Source organism: Arthrobacter russicus (assembly GCF_031454135.1).
Taxonomy (GTDB): domain Bacteria; phylum Actinomycetota; class Actinomycetes; order Actinomycetales; family Micrococcaceae; genus Renibacterium; species Renibacterium russicum.
The window spans coordinates 2,539,913-2,563,854 of the sequence record NZ_JAVDQF010000001.1 but is presented as its reverse complement, the minus strand read 5'-3'; the positions used below and the strand labels follow the sequence as shown (position 1 = coordinate 2,563,854).

Below are 23,942 nucleotides of genomic sequence, written 5' to 3'. Positions count from 1 at the left end.
GGTCCAGAACCGGCTGAAACCGAACGCAATGCCAAGTTCGTCACATTCTTGCGAATTATCTGAAACAATTGGCCCAGTACGCGCTGACTTTTACTCAGGAGAATTCATGGACATCGAAGTACTTCGCCGGGCACCGCTCTTCGCGACGTTGGACGACGAGGCTTTCCGGTTGCTCACGGACGAGCTCACCGAGGTGGACCTCTCCCGCGGCGCCTCGGTCTTCCACGAGGGCGATCAAGGTGACCAGCTGTACTTCATCGTCTCCGGCAAAGTGAAGCTGGGACGCACTGCCCCGGACGGCCGGGAATCCCTGCTCGCGATCCTGGGCCCGGGCGAACTGTTCGGTGAAATGGCGCTTTTCGACCCCAGCCCGCGGACCGCGACCGCTACCGCGGTTTCCGAGACCCGGCTGGCCGGGCTGCGCAATGAGAGCCTTCGGGCGTTGCTGCAGACCCGCCCCGAAGTTTCCGCACAATTGCTGCAAGCCCTGGCCCGCAGGCTCCGCCGCACCAATGACAACCTTTCCGACCTGGTCTTCTCCGACGTGCCCGGCCGCGTGGCCAAGGCATTGATCGATTTGTCCGAGCGCTTCGGCCGGCCGGCCACGGACGGCGTCCTGGTGGCCCACGAACTGACCCAGGAAGAGTTGGCCCAACTGGTCGGCGCTTCCCGGGAGACCGTGAACAAAGCCCTCGCCGAGTTCGTGCAGCGCGGCTGGTTGCGGCTCGAAGCCCGCGCCGTGGTGATTCTGGACATCAACCGCTTGCGCCAGCGCAGCCGATAAAGCGCTGGCCCTTTCGAGTCGCTGACGCGCCACCCTAGGTCAACGAACGCCGCCGTTTTTGGATCACGCCACGGAAATTTCTATGGCGTGATCCAAAAACGGCGGCGTTCTTCGGTTAGACCGGAACGGTTAGGCGGGGATCAGCGCTCCCGGCACACTCCGTCAGGCAGCGTGGCGACGTCGATTTCCAGCCAGAACGTGCCGTCTTCCACCACGAGCCGGGGCTGGTATGCCAGGCCCGACCGCTTGTGGTTCAAATAGGCGATGCACCCGCGGGAGAGCGCGATCTTGCTCAGGATCAAGTCGCAGCCGGAGCTGACCAACTCGCCCAAGGTCCGGCCCACGGTGTTCGGCTGGCCGATCGAGTCACCCAGGTTCGTGGTCTCCCGTTCCTCGATCAATTTGGCCGGGCAGACCCAACTGGCCCACGGGCTCTTGCTCTCCAACGGAGTCGGCGTCTGGTTGACCGGGGTCGCGGCGGCAAAGTAACGGGTGTTGAACCGCCGGTGCGCGAAGTCCGGGCTGATCCAGTTCACCACCGGCCGGAGCAGATCGGTACGCAGCACCAGCCCGCGCTTGCCGAGCATCTCCTGGAAGGAGAATTCCTGCGCGGCCAAAGCCTCGCGTTTGCGCATCCACTCCGGCGAGGGCACGACGTCGATCAAGGACGAAGCGTCCGATCCGGCCAGGAGGATGCCGGTCTCTTCGAAGGTTTCCCGGATCACCGCGACAAGGTGTTTGCGCGCGAGCGCAGCGTCTTCGATGCCCAGGGTTTTGGCCCAGACGGCCGCACTGGGGCCGGCCCAACCGATCCCGGAATCGACGTCGTCGGCCACTTCGACGCTGCCACCGGGGAAAGCGACGGTGCCGAGCGGGGAATTGCCGCGCCGGTAGTTCAGGTAGGTCTCCGGGCCTTTTGAGCTGTCCCGCAGCAGCACCAGCGATGAGGCGTAGCGGGCCTTGGTCGGCGTCCGTTCGCCGTGTTCCACCCAGCTCTGCGCCGCTTCGAGTTCGTCCTGCCAGAGCTGAAAGCGCCGCTTCAACGGCGATTTGGCTACGGCGGGGTTACTGGAACTCAACAATCAGATCAACCTCCACGGGGGCGTCCAACGGCAAGACCGCCACCCCCACAGCCGCACGCGCATGCACACCGGCATCGCCCAGAACATGGCCGAGCAATTCGGATGCGCCGTTGATCACACCGGGCTGGCCGGTGAACGCCGGGTCCGAGGACACGAATCCGTTGACCTTGACCACCCGGGTGACCCGGTCCAAATCGCCGATCACGCTCTTCACCGCGGCCAGGGCGTTCATCGCGCAGACCGCGGCAAGCTCCTTGGCGGTCTCGGCGGAAACTTCGGCGCCGACCTTTCCGGTTACTGTGAGTTTTCCGGCCACCGTGGGCAGTTGGCCCGAGGTGTACACCTGGTTGCCGCTGATCACGGCCGGGACATAAACGGCCACCGGCGCCGGAACCGGCGGCAGGTTGTGGCCCAGCTCGGCCAGACGGCTTTCAACCGCCGAGCTGACTGCCGGGTTCGCCTGCAACGGCGCGCCATTCTGCGAATCGTTCACGTTTACTGCTTCTCCCGTTTCAGGTAGGCCACGAGGCCTTTTCCATCGGGTCCGGCAACAACTTGCACCAGCTCCCAGCCGTCGTCACCCCACTGGTCGAGGATCTGTTTCGTGGCATGGATGATGAGCGGTATGGTCGCGTACTCCCACTTGGTCATAGCATCAGATTAGCCTGCCCCCGTTAGACTGGGGAAATGGCTGTGCGAAAGAATCCGATCATCAACACTGCCACCACGCTGGGGAAGCTCATCGGCTTCTTGGGTGTGAGTGTGCTCTGCGGCGTCCTAGTGGCGGGCCTTCTGGTGCCCGCTACCGCCCTCAGTGGCAGCACTGTGAGCAACTCGATCAACGCCTTCGACAATCTGCCGGCGCAGCTCGACGTGAATACCCCACAAGGCGTCACCAACATCATGGCTTCCGACGGCACCACGGTGCTCGCCAGCCTCTACAACCAGAACCGGGTTCCGGTCGAGCTGGACCAGATGTCGCCGAACATCAAAAACGCGATCGTGGCGATTGAGGACTCTCGGTTCTACGAGCACGGCGGCGTGGACACCACCGGCATCCTACGTGCCATCGTGGCGACCTTCGCCAAGGGCGACCGGCAGGGTGCCTCCACGATCACCCAGCAGTACGTGAACAACACGATCATCCAGAACCTGGAAGCCGCGGGCAAGGGCGATCAGGCCAAGCTCGGTGCGCAGAAGACCGCCGGGGACAAAATCCGCGAAATGAAGCTCGCGATCGCGATGGAGAAGCAGTACTCCAAAGAGGACATCCTCAAGGGCTACTTGAACATCGTGAACTTCGCGAACAACGCCTACGGCATCCAGTCTGCCGCGCAGCTCTATTTCGGCGTGAATGCCGCAGACCTTTCGCTGCCGCAAGCCGCAGTGCTGGCCGGCGTGGTGAACAGCCCGTCCTACTTCGATCCGATCGCCCAGCCGCAGAACGCCACGGACCGGCGCAATCTGGTCTTGGGCCGAATGCTGGATCTGAAAATGATCACCCAGGCGCAGCACGACGAGGCCGTCGCGACGCCGCTGACCCTGAACGTCCAGCCGCGGACCCAGGGCTGCGCCACGTCCTCGACCGCGCCGTTCTTCTGCGATTACGTGCTGCGGACCTTCTTGAACAACCCCGACTATGGTGCCACGGCTGACGATCGTGCACGGCTGCTGTACCAGGGCGGCTTGACCATCAAGACCACGCTCGACGCCGGTGCGCAGACCATCGCCCAGGATCAGCAGAACAAGACCAGCAGCCCGGAAGACATCCAGCGTTTGAACCGCGGCTCGGCAATGGTCAGCGTGGAGCCGGGCACCGGCAAGATCCGGGCGATGGCGCAGAACTTCAAGATGTCCGATGTTGCTGCCAACGGGCAGACCTCGTACAACTTCAGCGTGCCGGCTGTGGATCTCCAAGGCAATCCGTTGAACGGTTTGGGCAAGATGCAGGTCGGCTCGACCATGAAGCCGTTCGTCTTTGCCGCTTGGCTTCAGGCCGGTAAATCCATGAACACGTTGGTCAATGGTGCTAAGCGGGACTACCCCTCGAGCTTCAGATGGACCAATAGTTGCGGCACCACTTCCAGTAACTACTCAGGCACTGGAACAGATACGCCTTTGCTGCCTAACGACAGTAATGGCGACTACAATACTCGGACCGCCCTGGCAGGTTTGGTCGGCTCGATCAACACAATCACCTTTGCAGAGGCTGCCCAGTTAGACATCTGCAATATCAAGAAGATCACTGAGGCTGCTGGGCTCCGAACCGGCGATACCCGGCAACCACTCAGCTTCGAGCAAGCATCACAGTTCCTCGGTATCGACTCAATCGATCCGCTGACCATGGCCAATGCGTACGCTACTTTTGCGAACAAAGGCACCTACTGCAGCCCGATCGCGATCGAAAGCATTACTGATGGCACTGGCAAACAGCTCCCAGTGCCCAGCGCGGATTGCAAATCAACCATTATCACCCCCGAGGTTGCCGCCGGAACACTGTATGCGATGCAACAAGTGTTCACGGCACCAGGGGGCTCAGGATCCGCCATCAATCCGCGGCCCAGCCAAAATGTCGCAAATATGGGTGGAAAAACCGGAACCACCGACTTTAGCCAAGACACCTGGGTAGTGGGTACGACCAGCGGTTTGGCCACAGCTTCGTGGTTTGGCAATCCTACCGGCAACACGACAGACGTGTTTTATCAGAACCAAAACAAAACCTTCAATGGCAGGACCTACCCTCGGCTGGATGGTGCGTATATCGCCGGAACCGCATTCAGTAGCTACATGAACGCTGTTGCCGGGAACTTCAACACAGCTCCGTTCCCTGCGCCGCCGGCAAGGATGGTGAACGGCAATCCGCCGCCTGCACCTCCGGCGCAGCCGAGCCCCAGTAGCCCCAGTTCACCACCGGCTACCCCGCCAGCGGCTCCACCGGCAAGTCCGCCAGCCAGCGGTGGTACCAACCCCTGATGCGCGCTGAATCGGGCCGGTCAGTCAATCCTTGGCTGGCCGGCGTCGGCGCGCTGGCCGGGCTCGGCGCGGGCTGCATTGCCTACGGTGCGCTGATCGAGCGGAATTGGTTCGATCTGCGTCGCGAAACCGTGCCGGTGCTGCCGGTCAACTCCGCACCGTTCCGGGTGCTGCACCTGTCCGATATCCACATGGACGTGAGGCAGAAGCGGAAGTCGGACTGGTTGCGCAGCCTGGCCGATTTGACGCCGGATCTGGTGGTTAATACCGGGGACAATCTGACCAATCCGAAGGCGATCGACCCCTTGTTGGAAGCCTTGGAACCGCTCATGCAGTTCCCCGGGGTCTTCGTGCCAGGATCGAACGACTACTACGCTCCGGTGCTGAAGAACCCCGCGATCTACCTGCGCAACAAGCACAGCGCGCCGAAAAAGCAACCGAAGAAGCTCGACACCGCCCGGATGCATGCCGGTTTCGGTGCGCGTGGCTGGATCGAGATGACCAACCGCAATCAGTCGTTGTCGCTGAATGGCATCCGCTTCGATTTCAGCGGTGTGGACGATCCGCATTTGAAGCGCGAACGTTATGCCGGCTGGCCGAAAGGCTCGACCAGCCAGGGCACTGCTCCGCACGTGAAAGTGGCCCTGACCCATGCGCCGTACCAGCGGGTGCTGGACCACTTCACGGAAGCCGGCGCGGACCTGATCTTGGCCGGCCACACGCACGGCGGCCAGCTCTGCATCCCGGGCTACGGCGCCCTAGTGAGCAATTGCGACCTGCCCACCTGGCGGGCCAAAGGCCTCAATGATTGGGAAAGCAAAGGGCTCACGACGCCGGTCAACGTCTCCGGCGGCATCGGCACCTCACGGTTCGCCCCGGTGCGCTTCGCCTGCCGGCCGGAAGCCGTGCTGTTGGAGCTGGTGAGCCGGTAGCACGCGCTCTGTGTTGTGTTGTCTGGGATTGTTTGAGTAGCTGATCTGAGATTGGCTGGCAGGCTGGTGCTGTGACTTTGGCAGAGCGTGGCTCATGTGTTGTCTTGCTCCTGATCGTGGGGGTACGTTTCTCTGGATCTGCCCGCTCAACCGAAGTCCGGTACCAGTCTGGTCTCCTGCAATGGCTTGATTAGAAGCATGCCAGCAACTTCTGGTTCGTGGCTCATTCCAGACCTGCCAAGCAGAATCCGCCGACCGGATCCGAAAAAGTCAAACAAAATCACTGGAAGTCCGAGATGCCCGTGGTAGCGCAAGAATACGATTATGTCGTCGGTGTTGACACCCATTCGAAAACACACACGCTAGCGATCATCTCAACGGATCTTGGTGCCGAAATTGCCACCGAGACTTTCCCAACAACCAGCCCCGGGATGCGCCGGGCCTTGGCCTGGCTATCCCGGCGCAGCACCAATGATTCTTCCAGGGTGTTGATTTCGATGGAAGGGACGGGCTCCTGCGGAGCCAAGCTGCGACAGTTGGCAACAGCACACGAATATCGCGTGGTTGAGGCGCCGCTCCCGCAGCGCAGGCTCGGTCGTCAACGTGGAAAGTCAGAGAGCATCAATGCCGTCCGGGCAGCCCGAGCCGTCCGGGCAGCCCGAGCCGTCCTCGCAACGGAGGTGAAGATGCTGCGTGAACCTCGCGCTGGGCAGTATCACACCGCGTTACGGGTTCTTGTCGTAGCGAGGCGATCAATGACCAGAGAGCGAACCGCAGCCATCAACTCGCTCACCGCGCTCCTTCGAGTTGTCGACCTAGGCATCGAATCTCGCAAATCGCCGACCGGTAAAATCATTCGCACGGTTGCAGCCTAGCGGGCACGCGAGGAAGACCTCGGCCTTCGTATCAGCCGGCGAGAAGCGACCCGGCTGGTAAAGCAAATCCTCAGCTTGGATGACCAACTGCAATTGAACAAAACCGCGATGAACTCGTTGGTACTACAAACCCAACCACAACTGCTAGATCTGCCTGGAGTCGGACCGGTAGGTGCCGCGACGATCCTGACCGCATGGTCGCACCCTGGCCGCGTTCGTTCAGAAACAGCCCTGGCATCATTGGCAGGAACCTGCCCAGTTTCAGCATCTTCGGGTTCAACTATCAGATACCGGCTCAACCGCAGCGGAGACCGTCAACTCAATAAAGCGATCCATACCATCGCCATTGTCCGAATGCGCAGCCACCCAGATACCCGCGAATACGTTCAACGCCGCACTGCGGAGGGTCGAAACAAGAAGGAGATAGGAGATCATCCGCAGCCTCAAACGCTACATCACCCGCCAAATTTATCGGTCCCTCAACGAACCCAGAATCGCAGGTCCTTGATGAGCAGGACATGCCAATTTTAGCTGAATTCACGAATGTCATTGCATTCACAGGATTAAATCTCTAGGAAATAGATAAGCTGATTTCCGTCAGTTCGAATCTAGAGATAAGGACGCAAGAATCATGTTCAAACGCCCTCTGAAATCTGTAGCAACGACGTTCGTGGCGCTGGGCCTTGTGCTAGGCGGGGTACTGGCCGCATCTCCTGCAAACGGGGCCCAGGCGCCAACACCTCAACCTGTAGATACCGAGGTGCAACCACGCGGACCGTGGTGGGCTGAGATTCAAGCTTTCATCTCCTGTAACAACCCGCGGCCAGCTTACAACGCGAACGCTTGGGATCTGTCGGCCAATCGCACCTATCGGACGATTTGGGCTGTTGGTGTCGATGGTTCAGGAGAATGGGACGTCGCACAGCAGTACATCAACTCTGGAAGCAACGGGATCCTGACCACGTCGACGTTTTGGGCGGGTGTTCCAGCAAGTGGATACAACTCTGCATGGGCAACTGTCTACCTTTACGACGGAAACCAAAAAGTTGGCGAAAGCACCGCAAGATGCACCCGGTAGAATCGTGCTGTGGTGAATTTTGAATATGGAGAGGTCCGCGCAGGGCGCACTGACATGGGCCCTCATCCGCTACGATCCTGGGTTCCACCTCATGAATTCATGAACTTCGAGCTGATGGGCATCATCCAATCCTCAGGCGCCGAGGAAACCATTGAGAAAATCAATAATGGCGAAACTACCCCCGACACTCCCAATAGAGCGGTCGAGATGGCCAACGAGTTCGCCCTCCGCAAAGGCTATACTCCGATTTTCGAGCACAAAGACAACAGTCTAGGCATCGCATCCGATGCCGCTGTTGCCATCAAGAATCTTTACAATTCAAAGACCTGGGCCAACAGAGACCGATCCCAGACCCGCAAGTAGGCCATGAGTCCTCTACACGCGCAACTGTAGAGGGCTCATGGCTGTTCGAAATGACCGCTCGGCTGCGCCCCCCTTGACACATATAGAGGCATCCCGGGATGTCATCCAGGTTTCTGCACTAGCTGAAGCTCATTCGCCAGACGAGTCCGCTGCCTAGCTGACAAAACACAATGTCTCAGCCACGCAGCAGACCCGTTTGTTCTGCAAGGGCTACTGGGGTGCGAACGAGTATGGAAACTTCGATTCGTGGACCAGTGATGCAGTCCAGAAACTTCGGGCCAATATGGGCTTGCCGCTGGGAGCCACCAGCCCCGTAGTTTTCCGTTGTGTCCTGAATATGGATGCGTATGTGGTGCTCGCTGGCGGAACTGCGAATGTCCGGGAAATCCAGCAGTGGCTCAATGGACGCTACTGGCAAAAGGAGGAATACAGTATTGGTCCATGCGATGGCATCTACTCCCGTGACGTGCAGAAGTCACTGATGATCGCGTTGCAGTACGAACTCGGCGTTGCGATACCGACCGGGAACTTCGGCCCGGGAACCCAAGCCGGGCTGCGTTCGCGCACTTTGCGTCAAGGCGATTCCGGGATTTTCGTCGAGCTGTTTTCATCCGCCTGTGTCTTCAATGAGCCAGTCCCCCTGGGCGGCGACATCGGCGATGTCCGGACCTCCAAACGGACGACTTTCGACGCCAAGCTCGCCGAGTACGTCAGCGCCTTCCAACAGTTTTCGCAATTGCCGGCGACCGGGCAGGGCGACTATCAGACGTGGGCGCAACTTCTGGTTTCCATGGGCGATCCTGACCGACCGGCGGCCGGTTGCGATACCCGCTTTTCGATCACACCGTCTCGGGCACAATGGCTGGTCAATAACGGCTACCGTGCGATCGGCCGCTACATCTACGACCCTCCGGAATCGACCTTGGACAAGGACATCAAGCGGGGTGAACTCCAAACCATCTTCGACGCCGGCTTAAGCGTCTTGTCGATCTACCCGGACAACGGACGACTGCTCTCCGACTTCACCTACGCCCAGGGCTACCAACATGCCCTAATGGCACACGAACGAGCTGCTGGCTACGGCTTCAACCGGGGCACCGTCATCTACTTCGCGGTCGACTATGATGCGACTCAAGATGACATCGATTCCGCGATCATCCCGTACTTCCAGGGCGTGCAAGCCGGCTTGGCCTACAACGGCAAAAAGTATGTGCACGGGGTGTACGGCTCCCGGAACGTCTGTTCCAACGTGACCAAGAAAACCTACGCCCGGCACTCCTTCGTCTCCGGCATGTCCTGGGGGTTCTCCGGCAATCTCGGCTTTCCGCTGCCGCCGAACTGGTCTTTCAACCAGATCAAAGAGTTCAAGGTTGTCAACGGGGCCGATACCTTCGACCTGGACCGGAACATCTGGCGAACCGAAGGCGGAGACCCCGGACAAACCTCGATCAACAGCACTGTTGGAGCCGCTGACGCCTTCATCAACTACGTGCAAAATCTCTACGACTGCGCCCGCCAATACGGCAAAGGCAACCCCAACCAGCTAGTCATGGAATACCTCCGAGAGAAAAAGTACAACGACCCGCCCTGGCAAGTTGTCTTAGGCGCCGTCAACCGAGACTTCATCAATTTCGCCAATGGCAACGGTTTCTCTGTGATGGCAGAGTTCACTGATCCTTTCACCGGTTACACCATTGGTGCCGAGCATATGATGGCGACCGCCAATGGGCATCTCGCCTTTCCCCAGCCTGGTAATCCAAAGCAGGTCAATGCCGGTGACATCACTGGTTGGGGTGGTGACCTGCTCACGTTCTACGCCGATTGGCGCAATGCCTCAGCAAGCTACTCCTCCGGCTACACCTTCGCTATGGAAAAACTCGCCAAACCAGGAATCGCGTCGAGATTTGGCTTCTCCGACCTGATCGAAGACGCAGACGGCTACCTCCTGGCCCGCAAAGTCGCCGCCGGAACCGACATCGCCACCGCGGTACGGCAACACTACAACGGCAACGGCGGTCTGAAACGCTTCACCAACTACTATCAACAACGCTTCACCAACGCCGAAACCTGCAACGCCCTCGCCCACGACCTCCTCGTCCTATCACTCAATGACGATGTCAGGCTAGCCGCCGCCCAACTATTCCTCGCCGGAGTGGACATACCACCCATCGCGATGCCAGCCAACAAGCTCCAAGAATTCAAACAAGGCTTCACCGACACCCTCATCGCACGTATGGGAACGGAATAGCGCATGGGGCATGATCAACAAATCAGCCTGAATCGAACTCACGCCGAGGCTCAAAAATGAATCGGTTGGCCAAGATCCATCCCCGAACTTGGAAATGGGGAATCTTCCTCAGTCTCGCCGCGCTGTGCGTTACCTTCGTTATCGGCGTGACCAGAGCAGGCAACGACATCACAGAAACCTGTATCGCGGCTGGCCAAACATACGATAGAGAATATCGTGCTCAAAACTCAGAAGAAGCAAGCCTCTGGTTTCCATTACACAACAAGTGCAATGCGAATTACGATGTGGTTCCACCTTGGATCAATCCGGCCTTGGTTATTTTTGCTATCCTCGCCGTGACCTGTCTGATTCTCCTCATCGTCGCACTCATCCAACGGGCAAAAGCCCGTCGAGCTGAAAGCCGGAACAATGAAAACTCCTGAACTCAGCCGACGTGGCATCCTCGGCATAGCCCTGGCAGCCTCGGGCGCCTTAGCTTTTCCAGCAGCGGCCCTTGCCGCACCTGCCACCGGCAGCACGACGTGGAAAGGCTCGACCTCCGCAAACGGTTGGCCAGTGCTGAACACGGCACCGACCTTCCGGATCGAGGGCAGCAGCGAATCGGCGAACCTGGCAGACGGCGACCCAGCCACCGTGCTCCTGTACGTAGCCCGGCGCTTCAATTACGAAGTCGACAGCCTACGCCCCGGCGACGTGACCGCCCACAACTCCAACCGAAGCATCGCCCAACCCTACGAATCGAACTATCTCTCCGGAACGGCGATCGCCATCCGCCCACTGCTCTACCCGGTCGGCGCAGGCGGCATGTTCTACCCCAATGAGCTGGCCGTCATCAAAGACATCCTCGCAGAACTCAACGGCATAGTTGCCTGGGGCGGCAACGCCGCGACCCCCAAAGAATCACACTTCGACATCGCGGTACGCCCCGGCGACGCGCGGCTCAAGGCTACCGCAGCAAAGATCCGCGGTTGGGACGAACAACCCGGCGGGGAAGGCGCTGGGATCGTCAGCGCTTTCAGCTGAGGCGGTCCGGGACTGCAGCGGCCGCTTGCTCGGAAAGCAGCAACCTCGACGATCTCCAACCACGGCATGACGTTTTGACCCTCACCACTGCGGCAAGCTGAATGGCATGTCCGTTGAAGATTTCCTGCGTGCCGCTGAGGCCAAAGCGACTGCCTGCCGGGACCTGGCCGCCGTCGTCGTACTTCTGGCCAGCGCGTTCAGTCTGGATCAGATGCAGAGCTTCAGCGCCCAACCGCAATACATCAAGGGGCCCTGATGAGCGGAACCCGCATGGAACGGTCCGTCAACCGGGCGGCCGGGGTGACTGTCAGCTTGCTGGCGCTCTCGAGCCCCTCGATCGTCAAGGCCCTCCAGGCCCGGCGGGCAGAAAGGCAGTCCAGGTGACAACAACCGAACGCTCGAACAAAAACCGGCAGCTCATCCGCCAGGCCGGCTGGCTCATCGCGGTTCCGCTCCTGACTCTGCTGACCAATGTCAGCTGGTATGCCGCAGCTCCTCCTGACAACGGCAATCGGGGCGCCGAGACGCTCTGGGCCATGACCAGTTCCTTCTCGCTCTTGATCGTGCTGACCTTGGGCGCCCGCTGGTCAATCGGAGCTCGGCAGGTGATCACGTCGGCAACCTTTTACCGCGGGACGCTCACCGCGTTGTTGCTCGGTCTGCTCACCGCGATCCCACCGGCGTTGCTGCTGTTCGGGCTTTCCGGGGAAGCCGAAACCGGCAAAGACCCGAGCGCCATCGCCGGCACCGGATCCGCCTACGTCTTGGCCGCATTTGCCCTTCCGGCAGCGTTGAGCGCACTGCTGGTTGCTGCCGGGCTGCACACTTTGGCCCAGGCCAAGGACTGGTGGCGGCAAAACACCACCCTGGCCACCGCCATCGCCTGCGGGCTCGTGCTCTGCCTCGGCGCGGGTCTGCTCTCCGCCAGCCAATCAGCGGCGCTGGGGCCGGCCAAGCCCGTGGCTGCTCCGCCGCCGGCCCCAATGACAACACCAACACCGCCGGCCACCCCAAGCCCAGACCCCAATGCTTCGGTATTGCCGCCCGAATGCCCTGCAGTCGCAGCAAGCAGTGTGCAAGCGTTGCGAATTCCGGCTGGTGGCCCGGAAAACATGGTGACGAGCGTCTTGAACACCTATTCTGCTTGGCTCAGTTCGGGCACGGAACTGATGGGTTCAATGGAATGGCGGGCTGCGCCCGCGCATTGCACCAGTTTGCTCGCTTCGGCGTACGGCAATGCCTACACCAGTTCCATCTTCAGCAATCAAACTGGTGCCGCTTGGCTGGAATATTTCAACGGCCAAACGAACCTGAACGCGAAAATCCTCGAAGCACTCCGCACCTCAACCTCGAATGCCGTCTGGATGACGCCCGCCAGCTACCGTCTAGACCGGATCATCGATACCAACGTCAACCCTTCGGGCAACTATCTGAAATTTGAAGCAACCCTGGATTCAACCGCCGGAATCGATTGGCAGAGCGCAGACAGGCGAGCCCGTTGGTACGTTCAGCTGATCCCCTGGCAAGACTTCTACATCATTGACTACGTCGAAGCCATCGCCCAATGAACAAGCCGCCGAAGCAGAGTCCGCGGATCGAGCCAAATCGGGGCAAATCCGGCCAATTGTCCGCGGATCCAGAACTTTCGCGGACTCTGCTTGCACGAGCCCAGCCGCGTTGCCCCATCGTCCACGGCCACTTCTGAGACCCCCGGGGCAACAGGCACCCAGCGGCCCGGACAATATGCCGGAAAACCGCCACAACGCGTCCCAAACCATGGTGACCTGAGCCACAAAAAGTACTAGGCTATTTACTCTGGTCAACTAAATTGCACGGGTCTAAAGAAGCTGGCATGACAGATACGAAACTGAAACAGAACTCCTTCCTGCACTCCCTCAGTCGCCTATTCCCCTTCCTCAAACCGATCTTGCCGCGCCTCGTGCTGGGGCTGCTCAGCGCACTCGCTGCCAGCGTCGTGGCACTGCTCGTCCCCCAGGTCTATCAAGTCCTGATCAACTCGGCCCTGCATCAAGGCGGCGAGACCACCAGCGTCTGGATCGCGGCCGGCGTCGTACTGGTCCTGGGCGCCCTGGAAGCGCTCTTCGTCGCGTTGCGCCGGTTTCTGGTGATCGCGCCTTCCACCATGGTGGAAGCGAAAATGCGCACCACATTCTTCAACCACCTGCAGAACCTCACCGTCGCCTTCCACGACCGCTGGGGTTCCGGGCAGCTGCTCAGCCGCGCCATGAGCGACCTGAATCTGGTCCGCCGCTGGATGGCTTTCGGCTCGATCATCCTGGTCGTGGATTCGATCACCGTGGTCTTGGGCACCTTCCTGATGTTCACGCTCAGCTGGGCGCTGGGCCTGGTCTTCGTGGCCGCAGCGATCCCGATCATCATCAGCGGCTACCGGTTCAGCCGCTACTACCGCGAGGTCAGCCGGAAAAGCCAAGACCAAGCCGGCGACTTGGCCACCGCGGTCGAAGAGTCGGTGCACGGCATCCGGGTCCTGAAAGCCTTCGGCCGCAGCCGCGAGGCGCTGGCCAGTTTCAGCGGCCAGGCCGAAGAGTTGCAGGCCACCGAGATCTCCAAGGCCAAGTCTTTGGCGCGCTTCTCGATGATCGTCACCTTGTTGCCGGAGCTCGCCTTGGGCACCGCGCTCACCCTCGGCGTGCTGCTCGTATCCACCGGGCAACTCACCGTCGGCGCCCTGGTCGCCTTCTTCGCGACCGCTGCGGTGGTCGCCGGTCCGGTGGAGTTCATCGGCCCGCTGGTCGCCATGTCGCTCAGCGCCAAAACCGCGATCGACCGGCATTTCGAGGTGATGGACACCGAGAACACGATCGTCGACGCGGAGCAGCCGAAGACCCTGGGCACCGTGCGCGGCTCCGTCGAATTCGACGGCGTCGCGTTCCGCTACGCGGACTCGTCCAGCGACGTCCTGGCCGGGCTGAACCTGAACATCCAGGCCGGTGAAACGATGGCTTTGGTCGGCGTCACCGGCTGCGGCAAAAGCACCTTGCTGCAACTGGTCCCCCGGCTCTACGAAGTCACCGCAGGGGCCATCCGGATCGACGGCACCGACATCCGGGACTTCACCCTCGACGAACTGCGCACCCTGGTCTCGGTCGCTTTCGAAGACACCATCCTGTTCTCCTCCTCAGTCCGCGACAATGTGCTGTTGGGGCTCGACGGCGACCCTGCCGATGAGCTGTTGCACCAGGCCCTGGAAATCGCCCAAGCCCAATTCGCCTACGCCCTGCCCGACGGCGTGGACACCCTGATCGGCGAAGAAGGGCTGAGCCTCTCCGGCGGCCAGCGGCAGCGGATTGCGCTGGCCCGGGCGATCGCAGCCAAGCCCGCGGTGCTGGTGCTGGACGATCCGTTGTCCGCCCTCGATGTCAACACCGAGGAATTGGTCGAAGCCAGGTTGCGCCAGGTGCTCACCGAAACCACCACGCTGATCGTGGCGCACCGCCCCTCCACCGTGGCCCTGGCCGATCGCGTCGCCCTGATGGAAGACGGCCGGGTCACCGCCGTCGGCACGCATGCCGAGCTGCTGGCCGGCAATCCGCATTATCGCTACGTACTGGCCAGCCTGAGCGAGGAACCGAAGGACCTGGACAGCGACCTCGAAGACCTCGAAGGCGACCTGGAAGGAGCCGGCCGATGAGCATCGGAACCGCAGACGAAGACCGGGTCAGCCTCAACCGCGCCGACTCCAAGGCAGTGCGCGCCCGCTCGCTGCGCCTGTTGGGTTCGCTGATCCGACCGGTGCGCGGCAAATTCATCCTGACCGTCATCCTCGTGGTGTTCTCCCAAGCCACCCGGGTGCTCGGGCCGTTGCTGATCGCCTTCGGCATCGACCACGCGCTGCCGGCCCTGCAGCAGGGAAATCCGGCACAGATCCTGATCACCGGCGGCGGCTACGTGTTGGCCGCGGCCCTGACCGCCTGGATGACCGCCGGATACGTCACCACGACGGCGCAGTTGAGCCAGGCGATGCTGCTGGACCTGCGCCGCCGGGTCTTCCAGCACACCCAGCGGTTGAGCCTGGAATTCCATGAAAAGTACACCTCCGGGCGGATCATCTCCCGGCAGACTTCCGATTTGGAAGCCTTGCGCGAATTGCTGGACTCCGGCGTCGCCTCATTGGCCTCCGGGGTGATCTTCATGGTGTTCACCGCGATCAGCATTTTCACCCTGGATTGGCCGACCGGGATCGTGATTCTGCTTGCCGCGATTCCGATGTTCTTCCTCTCCCGCTGGTATCAGAAGCGCTCGCAAGTGGCTTTCCGGGCGTCCCGGGTGGTCTCCGCGAAGCTGATCGTGAACTTCGTGGAGACCATGACCGGCATCCGCGCGGTCAAAGCCTTCCGCCGCGAACGCGCGAACAATGCCAAGTACACCGAGCTCTCCGAGGACTACCGCAAGGTCACCGTGACCTCGATCAACCTGAACGGCATCTTCCAGCCCGGGCTGATCCTGATCGGCAATGTCGCCGTGGCCGTGGTGCTCCTGCTGGGTGGCTTCCGGGTGCTTTCCGGCGGCCTAGAAGTGGGTGCTCTGCTCGCCTTGATCCTGGCCACCAAGCGGTTCTTCTCCCCGGTGGACCAGATGGCGATGTTCTACACCTCGTTCCAATCCGCGCAGGCCGCATTGGAAAAGGTCTCCGGGTTGCTCGAAGAAGTACCCACGGTACGCCCGCCGAAACACCCGATCGCCTTGTCTGAGCCGCGCGGCGAATTGGTGTTCGACGGCGTCGAATTCCGGTACGGCGACGGACCGCTGGTCATGCCGCACTTGGACTTGACCATTCCGGCCGGCCAAACCGTCGCCGTCGTCGGGCAGACCGGGGCCGGAAAATCCACCTTGGCCAAACTCGTGGCCCGGTTCTATGACGTTTCCAAAGGCTCGTTGAGGCTGGACGGCGTGCCGCTGGACCGGCTCAGCTCGGAAGATCTACGCCGGGCGATCGTGATGGTGACCCAGGAAGCCTTCCTGTTCAGCGGATCGGTCGCGGAGAACATCGCCTTGGGTAAACCCTCGGCGAGCCGCGAAGAGATCGAAGCCGCAGCGAAGGCCGTCGGCGCGCACGATTTCATCATGGCGTTGCCGGAGGGCTATGACACGGATGTGAACAAACGCGGCGGCCGGGTCTCCGCCGGGCAACGGCAACTGCTCTCCTTTGCCCGGGCGTTCCTCGCCGCGCCGGCCGTGCTGATCCTCGACGAAGCCACCGCCTCGCTGGACATCCCCTCGGAACGGATCGTGCAGCAGGGCCTGAAGAAGCTGCTCGGATCGGTCACCGGATCCTCGCGGACCGCGATCATCATCGCGCACCGGCTCTCCACCGTGGAGATCGCCGACCGGGTGCTGGTGGTGCACGACGGCGAGATCGTCGAGGACGGATCTCCGGCCGATCTGATTGCCGGTGGCGGCCGCTTCGCCACTCTGCACGGCGCCTGGCAGGACTCGCTGGTCTGACCCGGAGCCGCTGCGGCGGATGAACGCCGCAGCGGCTCGGGCCGCATGCTTCAGCGCTTGGGCTGATCAGGAAACCGGTGTCCTGCCCCGGCTGGGATCGTTCACCGGAAAGGCCTCGGCCCCGCCAGGCGACCGCATCAGCGAACGCTGCGCATTGGCACGCTGTTCCCGCGGCGGAATCCCGTTGACTTCGGCAGTATCCATCGCGAACGTGCCGACGCCCCAGGCCATCGTCGAAGAATTCACTCCGATCGCCGTGCGGTTGATGTTGTTCAGATTGTCACCGCGCTGATGGTAGTTGGGGTCATAGGGCTGATTCGCCTGGCCACCCCACTTCTTCGCCTGCTCCTCGCTCATCAGGTTGTTCACCCCGGTGAACAGCCCGGCCGAGGCAATGCCCGCCCGGGCAAACGGCACGTGGTCCGTGCCACCGCCCAGTGGGCCCTTTTCCGGCACCACGCCCTTGGCGCTCTGCATGTAATCGGCGAAGACTTTCGCGATGCTCTTCGAGCCCAGCGGTTCCTGGGCATTCGGGTCCGGGTTGTCGCCGTTGACGAAATATCCGGCGTTGGGCGACCCGATCATGTCGAAGTTCATGTACAGCGCGATGTCCAACTGTTGTTCGAAAGTCAGGTTCCCGACGTAATCGAAGGACCCCAGCAAGCCGAGTTCCTCGGCGCCCCACCAGGCGAAGCGCACCGCATTTTCGGTCTTCGGGCTGCCGCCCAATTGCAAGGCCGTTTCCAGCAGCGCTGCGGAGCCGCTGCCATTGTCGTTCATCCCGGGCCCGGCCGGCACACCGTCCAAGTGCGCCCCCGCCATCACCACGTTGTCCACCCGCCCGGTGCGGGTCTCCGCGATCACGTTCTGCGTGACGACCTGCTTTTCCTCAATCTGGATATCCAAGGAAACCTGGCTCCCCGGCTTGGCCGACGCAGCCTCCCCTTCGGCCTGCGAAATCGCTGCCACCGGGATTCCGGAAACTTGCGCGCTGCCCAAGGTACCGCTGAACGAACCCGGCACATTGTTGTAGATCACCGCGCCCACGGCCCCGGCCGCTGTGGCCAGGTCCCGTTTCTGCGAGAAATTGCATGCACCCCGCTGGATCAGCACGATCGAGTTCTGCACCGATGCCGGGTAGTCCTGGGCCGCACAGCCGTTGGCGGCGGCAATACTGAGTTTCGCCTGAGTGCCACCCGGTGCGGAGTTCCCGGATCCGGTCAGAACACCCACCGGGTAAACCGTTCCGTCGAACGTAGCCTGGGCCGTTTTGACGGTCGTGCTCGAATAGCTGAATTCCGGGGTGGAGACATTGAACCCGGCTCGGGTCAGTGCATTGACCACATAGTCGACGCTCTTCTGGTAACCGGACGTCCCGGCGGCCCGATTGCCGCCATTGGTGTCGGCAATCCTTTGGAAGGCCCGCAAATGCCGGTAGACCCCGTCGGTGGTCACTTTGGCGGTCAACTGCTCCGGGAGGGTTTTTTGCGATGCCGCTGTTGCCGGCGTCACCGCACCCAATGACACCAATACCACCGATGTCGCAACCACTGCGGCAACCATGCCTTTGCTTCGTCGTCTGTGCACACGCATACTTTTCACTGCCTTTCAGGAGCCTGAATAGCTTGTTTGAAAAAGGTGACGAGTGCTGCCACCCTGCCAGGCCGGCTCGCTCAGGGCAACCCCCATCTGTGGTTTTCCCTGACCCGATCCCCGGGTTCCCCCAGATGCAGTGGACCGGTTTGGGCTGGACGGCCATCGTCGGCTATCCTTGAGAGGTTGCTTTGCGGGTTACCAGCCGGGAAGCATCGGGGTGTGGCGCAGCTTGGTAGCGCGCGTCGTTCGGGACGACGAGGCCGCAGGTTCAAATCCTGTCACCCCGACCAGCAAGGTGGAGGGACGCAAAGCGTCCCTCCACCTTTTTCCCGTTTACGGCCCAGCTTTGCCGCCCGAAAACGGGGCAGAAACACTGTGGCTCAACTCTGCCGCTTGGAAGTTGGGCTGCATCCGCACCCCCCACTGTAAAACTGACCGGAACAAGCACCTCGACCAAGCGATGGCCCCATGAGCGAAAATCCGAACCTTCCGCCTGCCGCGACCCCGCAACAGGTTCCGCCGCCGGTGCTTCCGGCACCGCAGATGCGCCGGGTCACCCAGTGCGTCAACTGCAAAACCTGCAACTGGGTCCCTTGGGTCCGTTGGACGATGCTCGCAGTGCGGATCGTTGGCGGTGTCTACAGCCTGGGCATCAGCGAAGCGGTCATCCGCGGCCGTCGCCACCGTTGCCAGCGCTGCAGCCACGGCGCCTCGGTGCACTACGTCCCCGCCTGAGCTTTCCGCGAAAAAATCATCCGGTCCAACCAATCGCTAAATCAGATTTAGATTCTCCGCGGCGTATTCCGAGGTTTTCCTCGATACCACAGAATAGCTTGCTAATCTTGTGGGCGATATGGATTTCAACCCCGATTCGGAGAATGAGCGACGTTGCCCACTGTGAAAAGCACCCACCATTTCCGACGCCGTTTCGCGGCCGCCGCCACGCTGACCGCCCTGGTCTTCACCGGCCTGCCGCTGACCGCTTTCGCAATGACCGATGCCCCACCCGCCCAGCCCGATGCCACGCAGTCCAGCAGCCAGGCTTCGCCGTCGGCGCCCTCGGAAATCGCTCCGAGCAGCACGCCGTCGAGCAGTAGCACCCCGACCAGTAGCACCCCGCCGAGCAGCTCAGCCGAAGCCACGGCCCCGCCAAGCGCTACTCCGACGGGAGAACCGAGCAGTACGCCGAGCCAGAATCCGGACCCGGCCGAGGCGACGCCGACTCCCAGCTCTCCGGCGACCGGCACCGCCTCGGCCGCTGCGGTGCAACAGCCCGAGTTCGCCGATGGCATGGCCCAGCCGGTCTACCAGGGTAAAGACCTGATCACCGAAGAATTGTGGATCCCCACCCCGGTGGACACCGATGGAGACGGCCAGAATGAACGGTTGCGCGCCACGGTGTACCGGCCCAAAGACACCCAGAACGGGCTCAAAGTCCCCACAGTGATCCGGATGAGCCCATACAACGCCGGGGCTAACAACACCCTGGTACACGACATGAAACGCGAACTGTGGGATCCGAGCAAACCGATCCCCAAGCCGACCTTCGGCACGGTGCCCAGCTCCGGCTGGTTCAATACCGGAGCCCGCCGGAACTACCCGTTCTATACCGACCGCGGCTTCGCCTTCGTTTCCATCGACTCGATCGGCACTAATGGTTCCACCGGTTGCACCCAGATGCTCAATGCGAAAGAAGCAGAATCAACCAAAGCCGCCGTCGATTGGGTCACCGGCCGGATCAGCGGACTGGACCTGCAAGGAAATTCAGTGACTACTGATTGGTCCAGCGGCAAAGTCGGCATGTGGGGCATTTCGTACCTGGGTTCCCAAGCGATTTTGGCCTCAACCACCGGAGTAGCAGGCCTGGACGCCATTGTGCCGATGTCCCCGCTCAGCAATTTCTACGATTACTACCGGGTCGGCGGAGCCGTGGTGGAACCGACCGGGTACAACGGCGAAGATCTGGACAATTACGTCAAACTGGTCAGCACCAACCGTCCGAACGAGCAGAGCTGCCAGGCCACCTCGCAGGAATTCCTGGACCAGCAGGACCGGGCCACCGGACAGTACAGCGATTTCTGGAATGAGCGGAACTTCTTCGCCAATATCGGCAAGGTGACCACGCCGACCTTGATCAGCGCCGGGCTCAAAGACTGGAACGTCCGCAATGATCAGACCACCAAATGGTTCCTGGCCTTGAAGGAGCGCGGCGTCCCCACCAAGCTGCTCTTGCACCAGCAAGACCATGTGGACCCGGCTACCGTGGCCGGTTCGGAATGGACCAATATGCTCAACAAGTGGTTCACCCGATACCTTTTCAACGTGCAGAACGGGGTGGAAAACGCACCGGATCTTCGGATCCAGCGTGAAGACGGCAGCTGGCAGAACGAGCCGTCCTGGCCCGCCGTCGGCTCTGCGCCCGCGGCCTTCCGGCCACTTTCCGGCGGAAATGGCAGCGGCGGTCTGGTACTCGCAGATGCCCCGAAGCCCGGCATTGAATCGTTGAGCGACGATGGCAGCATCACCTCCGGCACGCTCGCCTCGACGCCGAACTCGCAAAACCGTCTGCTCTACGCGACGGCACCGGCGAAATCCGCGGTCCGGCTCAGCGGCTTCGCCAACGCTAATTTGGCCCTGAGTTTCTCCAGGCCTGCCGCGAACATCTCTCTGCAGATCCTGGATCGGGCGCCTGACGGCACCGCCACGGTAGTGACCAGAGGCTGGGCTGATCCGCAGAACCGGAACAGCCTCACCAGTTCGGAAACCGTAGTCCCAGGTACCGAATACCAAATCGACATCCCATTCATCTCCACCGACTATGTGTTCAAGGCCGGCAACCAGCTGGAGATCATGCTCTTCGCTTCGGACGCCGAAAGCAATGTGCTGCCTCCCGCCGGAACTGTGCTTTCGGCCAATCTAGGACGGAGCCAGTTCAGCTTGCCGCTGGTCGGCGGCACAGTCGCGGGCAAGGCGGCCTTCGGCGACGGGAACACCGAAGTCACCCCTCCGGTGACCAAACCGGATCCGGAGAAGGTCACGGATCCGCGCATCGTCGATTCCGGGCAACCCGGCGAAAACACTGAAGCCGGTGCGGAAACGGTGGTGAATCCGGCCGCTTCCAACCTGCAGCGGCTGCCGGACACCGGGACCCCGTCCGGCATCTGGGCCCTGCTGGGCCTGGCCGCAGTCGCGGTCCTCGGCGGCGGCTTCGCAGTACTCGGCAGCAGTCTGCGCCGGCGCAACGGCTGACCGGGAGCGGGGCGGCAGCACCGGGTGCGGCCGCCCCGTCCGCAGCTTCAGACCAGCAAGCCCAGCATCGCCATGCGGAGCTTGACCTCCGGCCGCAGCAGATCGAAGCGCGTCGCAAAGGCATTGCCCGGGCATTCGGTGGTGTTCCAATCGCGATGCCGGGAAATCGCCGGATTCGGCTTCTTCACCCCGGACACCGGGTTCTGGTAAGCCACCGGCGGAATCGGCCACACTCCGCGCAACGGGTTCAATTGCACCGCGTGGCACAGCCGGGCCAGGACATTCAGCAACGAACCGTACGCAGCCGCAGTGGGCTGTTTCGTGGTGAAGTCACCCAGAACGCAAATCCCGATGTTCCCGGTATTGAAGCCGCCGGAATGCGCCGCGGTGACGCCGGACGGGACTTGTCCGTGGCGCACCGCCGATTGGAACACCGGCTGCCGGTCGTTCCCGGTCGAACGGCCGGCGAAGACCGTGCCGTCCGGACCGATCAGCAGGTGGTAGCCGATATCGCCCCAGTCATTGGTCACCGCGTGCAATTGGTAGATGGCCCGCACCGTACTGGCCACGTCGCCGGCCTTCGGTGCAATCACCGAATGGTGCACCGTGAGGATCTGCGTCCGAGAAAATTCCGGGTTCCATTGCATCAGGCTCTCATCGGCGCCCCACATTGAACGGGAAACGACTGGGATGCCCAAGAAGTCAACCGTGCCTGAACCAGTAGACCTGCGTTGCGGGGCGAACCGGCTGGTTTTCCCGTCGACTGCACCGAGGCGGGCCCGGCCGACGTGTGCCGGGTCAAGTTCGACGGCACCCATTTCGGCCGAAATGGCCACCGGATCACTTGCCGTGGCGAGCTCGCCGTCCTTGCCGTGCGCGGAACGTTCGATGATCCGCCAACTCACCGAGCCTGCGGAGTCGGTGAACTTCAATCGGACCGCCGCAAGCGTCGGGTCCTCGAAGACCACGCCGAGCAGGAGTTCGTCTTGCAGCTGCAGCGACGCCGCGGGCGTTGCAGCCCGGGCGGTGCCGGCAGAGGCGGCTAATACCAAGGGTGCCGCAGCGGCGCCCAGCGCAGTGCTGGTAAGAACTTGCCGACGAGTGATTTCCATAATGCCATCCGATCCACTAGAGGACTGCTTGTCTCAACAATCTCTCCGACGCGGCAGGAGAACGGCAGGCACCCGTTGCCGGATCGACCGCGGGTCCGGAACCTGCTCGGCCTCCCCCATCGCCCTCCGTGAAATGGAGAGCTTCGCCCGAGCAATACCGTTTCACCGTAAAACGCCAGGACAGACCAATCAATTGATTATAGGAACATCCGGCCGCTCACAGGGCTTTCATATTTTCGGATACCGGATTTTACTCGACGAGAAGTTCACGATTCCCGGCATCGACGTGATCGGCACCAATGACCACGAAAACAATTCCACCCGGCGGTCCGCGCCAGGCCACCCGCTCACAGATCGGAAACCCAGGACACATCCCAAGGGTCCCTGGGCATGGCCAAGGGACGATTGCCAGTCGGGGTCAAATAGAATTCCGCACCGCCCGGATCGGCGACCAAGGCTATCCCACCGAAAAAGGTGTCGAAGGGCTCCACCAAAACCCGGCCGCCGGTACGCTCCACGACCCTGACCGATTCCGCCAGATCGGCTACGCCGAAGCTCACGGTCCAGCGCGAGGGCTTTTTCGGCTCCGCGGCCGAAGCATCGTAGATCAGCACCCGGATGCTGTCTCCGGTCTGGAAGGTGGCATAACGGACTTGCGGTTTCTCCTCCGGGAGCAGCGGAGTCCAATCCATGATCGTGCAATAGAAATCGAACACCGCGTCGAACCGATAGGTGTTCAGACTGTGCCAGATCGGATACCCTGGCTCATCCGGGCACCGGAACCCCGGGTAATCCCGTCGCTGCCAAAGTCCCACTACGGCCTTGCCCGGGCCCATCATGATGGCCATCTTGCCGAACTCCGCATTGTCCATGGTCGGCATGAGCACGGTGCCGCCATGTTTCGCCACGTCGGCCTGCGCCTGTTCGACGTCGGCCACGGACAGATAAGTGGTCCAGGAATCGACGAACCCCGGGGTGTTCGTGCCGAGCCCGGCAACCGGTGCACCGTCTTTCCGGAAGATCGAATAGTCGCCGAACCCCTCGAAATCGACCGGCGTGCATTGCCAGCCGAACAACTCCCCGTAAAACCGTTCTGCTGCTGGGCGGTCGGAACTCATCACGTCTACCCAACATGGGCCC

Annotated in this window: 22 protein-coding genes and 1 tRNA gene; 17 read left to right on the top strand and 6 right to left on the bottom strand. The window is 61.6% G+C overall.

Annotated features, from left to right (window positions below):
- Positions 1-106: 106 nt before the first annotated feature.
- Positions 107-784: a Crp/Fnr family transcriptional regulator gene (locus tag JOE69_RS11955; protein WP_296362357.1), complete on the top strand. Its 678-nt coding sequence runs from the start codon at positions 107-109 to the stop codon at positions 782-784.
- Between the two features lie 140 nt (positions 785-924).
- Here the strand turns inward: JOE69_RS11955 and JOE69_RS11950 are convergent, their stop codons facing one another.
- Genes JOE69_RS11950 through sp36 form a run of 3 tightly spaced genes read right to left on the bottom strand, consistent with a single transcriptional unit; the run spans position 925 to position 2,517 of the window.
- On the bottom strand, positions 925-1,866 hold the full coding sequence (locus JOE69_RS11950; protein WP_374709700.1) for an NUDIX hydrolase: 942 nt from the start codon (positions 1,864-1,866) through the stop codon (positions 925-927).
- Positions 1,850-2,359 (bottom strand): RidA family protein, encoded by a 510-nt coding sequence (locus JOE69_RS11945; protein ID WP_309798994.1) that lies wholly within the window; start codon positions 2,357-2,359, stop codon positions 1,850-1,852. The genes JOE69_RS11950 and JOE69_RS11945 overlap by 17 nt, the downstream gene beginning before the upstream one ends.
- Before the next feature lie 2 nt (positions 2,360-2,361).
- The gene (gene sp36 / locus JOE69_RS11940; RefSeq protein WP_296362359.1) at positions 2,362-2,517 is read right to left on the bottom strand and encodes a Sp36 family protein; all 156 of its coding nucleotides are present in this window, start codon (positions 2,515-2,517) and stop codon (positions 2,362-2,364) included.
- Between the two features lie 36 nt (positions 2,518-2,553).
- Between sp36 and JOE69_RS11935 the strand changes: the two genes are divergently transcribed.
- The 13 genes from JOE69_RS11935 to JOE69_RS11875 all read left to right on the top strand — a co-directional run bounded on the left by JOE69_RS11935 (position 2,554) and on the right by JOE69_RS11875 (position 16,845).
- Positions 2,554-4,839, top strand: coding sequence for a transglycosylase domain-containing protein (locus tag JOE69_RS11935; protein WP_309798992.1), 2,286 nt, complete (start codon positions 2,554-2,556; stop codon positions 4,837-4,839).
- Complete coding sequence (locus JOE69_RS11930; protein WP_309798990.1) at positions 4,839-5,771, top strand: metallophosphoesterase; 933 nt, start codon at positions 4,839-4,841, stop codon at positions 5,769-5,771. Before JOE69_RS11935 ends, JOE69_RS11930 begins: the two co-directional genes overlap by 1 nt.
- Before the next feature lie 218 nt (positions 5,772-5,989).
- Entirely contained in the window at positions 5,990-6,646 is a 657-nt protein-coding gene (locus tag JOE69_RS11925) for an IS110 family transposase (protein WP_309798989.1), read from the top strand.
- A gap of 108 nt (positions 6,647-6,754) precedes the next feature.
- Entirely contained in the window at positions 6,755-7,177 is a 423-nt protein-coding gene (locus tag JOE69_RS17865; RefSeq protein WP_374709750.1) for a transposase, read from the top strand.
- Between the two features lie 556 nt (positions 7,178-7,733).
- On the top strand, positions 7,734-8,087 hold the full coding sequence (locus JOE69_RS11915; RefSeq protein ID WP_309798984.1) for a hypothetical protein: 354 nt from the start codon (positions 7,734-7,736) through the stop codon (positions 8,085-8,087).
- 337 nt (positions 8,088-8,424) lie between these two features.
- Positions 8,425-10,335 carry a glycoside hydrolase domain-containing protein gene (locus tag JOE69_RS11910; protein WP_309798982.1) on the top strand — a complete coding sequence of 637 codons (1,911 nt, stop codon included), beginning with the start codon at positions 8,425-8,427 and terminating at the stop codon, positions 10,333-10,335.
- A 65-nt stretch (positions 10,336-10,400) separates the two neighbouring features.
- On the top strand, positions 10,401-10,757 hold the full coding sequence (locus tag JOE69_RS11905; protein ID WP_309798980.1) for a hypothetical protein: 357 nt from the start codon (positions 10,401-10,403) through the stop codon (positions 10,755-10,757).
- A complete protein-coding gene (locus tag JOE69_RS11900; RefSeq protein WP_309798978.1) occupies positions 10,744-11,358 on the top strand; it encodes a hypothetical protein in 615 nt (204 codons plus the stop codon). The genes JOE69_RS11905 and JOE69_RS11900 overlap by 14 nt, the downstream gene beginning before the upstream one ends.
- Positions 11,359-11,464: 106 nt before the next feature.
- A complete protein-coding gene (locus JOE69_RS11895) occupies positions 11,465-11,614 on the top strand; it encodes a hypothetical protein (RefSeq protein ID WP_309798976.1) in 150 nt (49 codons plus the stop codon).
- Entirely contained in the window at positions 11,614-11,742 is a 129-nt protein-coding gene (locus tag JOE69_RS11890) for a hypothetical protein (RefSeq protein ID WP_309798974.1), read from the top strand. Before JOE69_RS11895 ends, JOE69_RS11890 begins: the two co-directional genes overlap by 1 nt.
- A complete protein-coding gene (locus JOE69_RS11885; RefSeq protein WP_309798973.1) occupies positions 11,739-12,926 on the top strand; it encodes a hypothetical protein in 1,188 nt (395 codons plus the stop codon). The genes JOE69_RS11890 and JOE69_RS11885 overlap by 4 nt, the downstream gene beginning before the upstream one ends.
- A gap of 284 nt (positions 12,927-13,210) precedes the next feature.
- Positions 13,211-15,031: an ABC transporter ATP-binding protein gene (locus tag JOE69_RS11880; protein WP_309798970.1), complete on the top strand. Its 1,821-nt coding sequence runs from the start codon at positions 13,211-13,213 to the stop codon at positions 15,029-15,031.
- The gene (locus JOE69_RS11875; RefSeq protein WP_309798968.1) at positions 15,028-16,845 is read left to right on the top strand and encodes an ABC transporter ATP-binding protein; all 1,818 of its coding nucleotides are present in this window, start codon (positions 15,028-15,030) and stop codon (positions 16,843-16,845) included. Before JOE69_RS11880 ends, JOE69_RS11875 begins: the two co-directional genes overlap by 4 nt.
- Positions 16,846-16,911: 66 nt before the next feature.
- Here the strand turns inward: JOE69_RS11875 and JOE69_RS11870 are convergent, their stop codons facing one another.
- The gene (locus tag JOE69_RS11870) at positions 16,912-18,432 is read right to left on the bottom strand and encodes a M28 family peptidase (RefSeq protein ID WP_309798966.1); all 1,521 of its coding nucleotides are present in this window, start codon (positions 18,430-18,432) and stop codon (positions 16,912-16,914) included.
- Between the two features lie 222 nt (positions 18,433-18,654).
- On the opposite strand from JOE69_RS11870, the gene JOE69_RS11865 reads away from it, so the two are divergent.
- The 3 genes from JOE69_RS11865 to JOE69_RS11855 all read left to right on the top strand — a co-directional run bounded on the left by JOE69_RS11865 (position 18,655) and on the right by JOE69_RS11855 (position 21,690).
- Positions 18,655-18,731, top strand: a tRNA-Pro gene (locus tag JOE69_RS11865).
- Positions 18,732-18,909: 178 nt separating this feature from the next.
- The gene (locus tag JOE69_RS11860; protein WP_309798964.1) at positions 18,910-19,176 is read left to right on the top strand and encodes a hypothetical protein; all 267 of its coding nucleotides are present in this window, start codon (positions 18,910-18,912) and stop codon (positions 19,174-19,176) included.
- A 162-nt stretch (positions 19,177-19,338) separates the two neighbouring features.
- Positions 19,339-21,690 carry a CocE/NonD family hydrolase gene (locus JOE69_RS11855; protein ID WP_309801274.1) on the top strand — a complete coding sequence of 784 codons (2,352 nt, stop codon included), beginning with the start codon at positions 19,339-19,341 and terminating at the stop codon, positions 21,688-21,690.
- Positions 21,691-21,737: 47 nt separating this feature from the next.
- Here JOE69_RS11855 and JOE69_RS11850 read toward each other — a convergent pair whose 3' ends face one another.
- Together JOE69_RS11850 and JOE69_RS11845 are read right to left on the bottom strand one after the other, a co-directional pair.
- A complete protein-coding gene (locus JOE69_RS11850; RefSeq protein WP_309798962.1) occupies positions 21,738-22,802 on the bottom strand; it encodes a peptidoglycan recognition protein family protein in 1,065 nt (354 codons plus the stop codon).
- 347 nt (positions 22,803-23,149) lie between these two features.
- On the bottom strand, positions 23,150-23,920 hold the full coding sequence (locus JOE69_RS11845) for a VOC family protein (protein WP_309798960.1): 771 nt from the start codon (positions 23,918-23,920) through the stop codon (positions 23,150-23,152).
- Positions 23,921-23,942 lie beyond the last annotated feature (22 nt).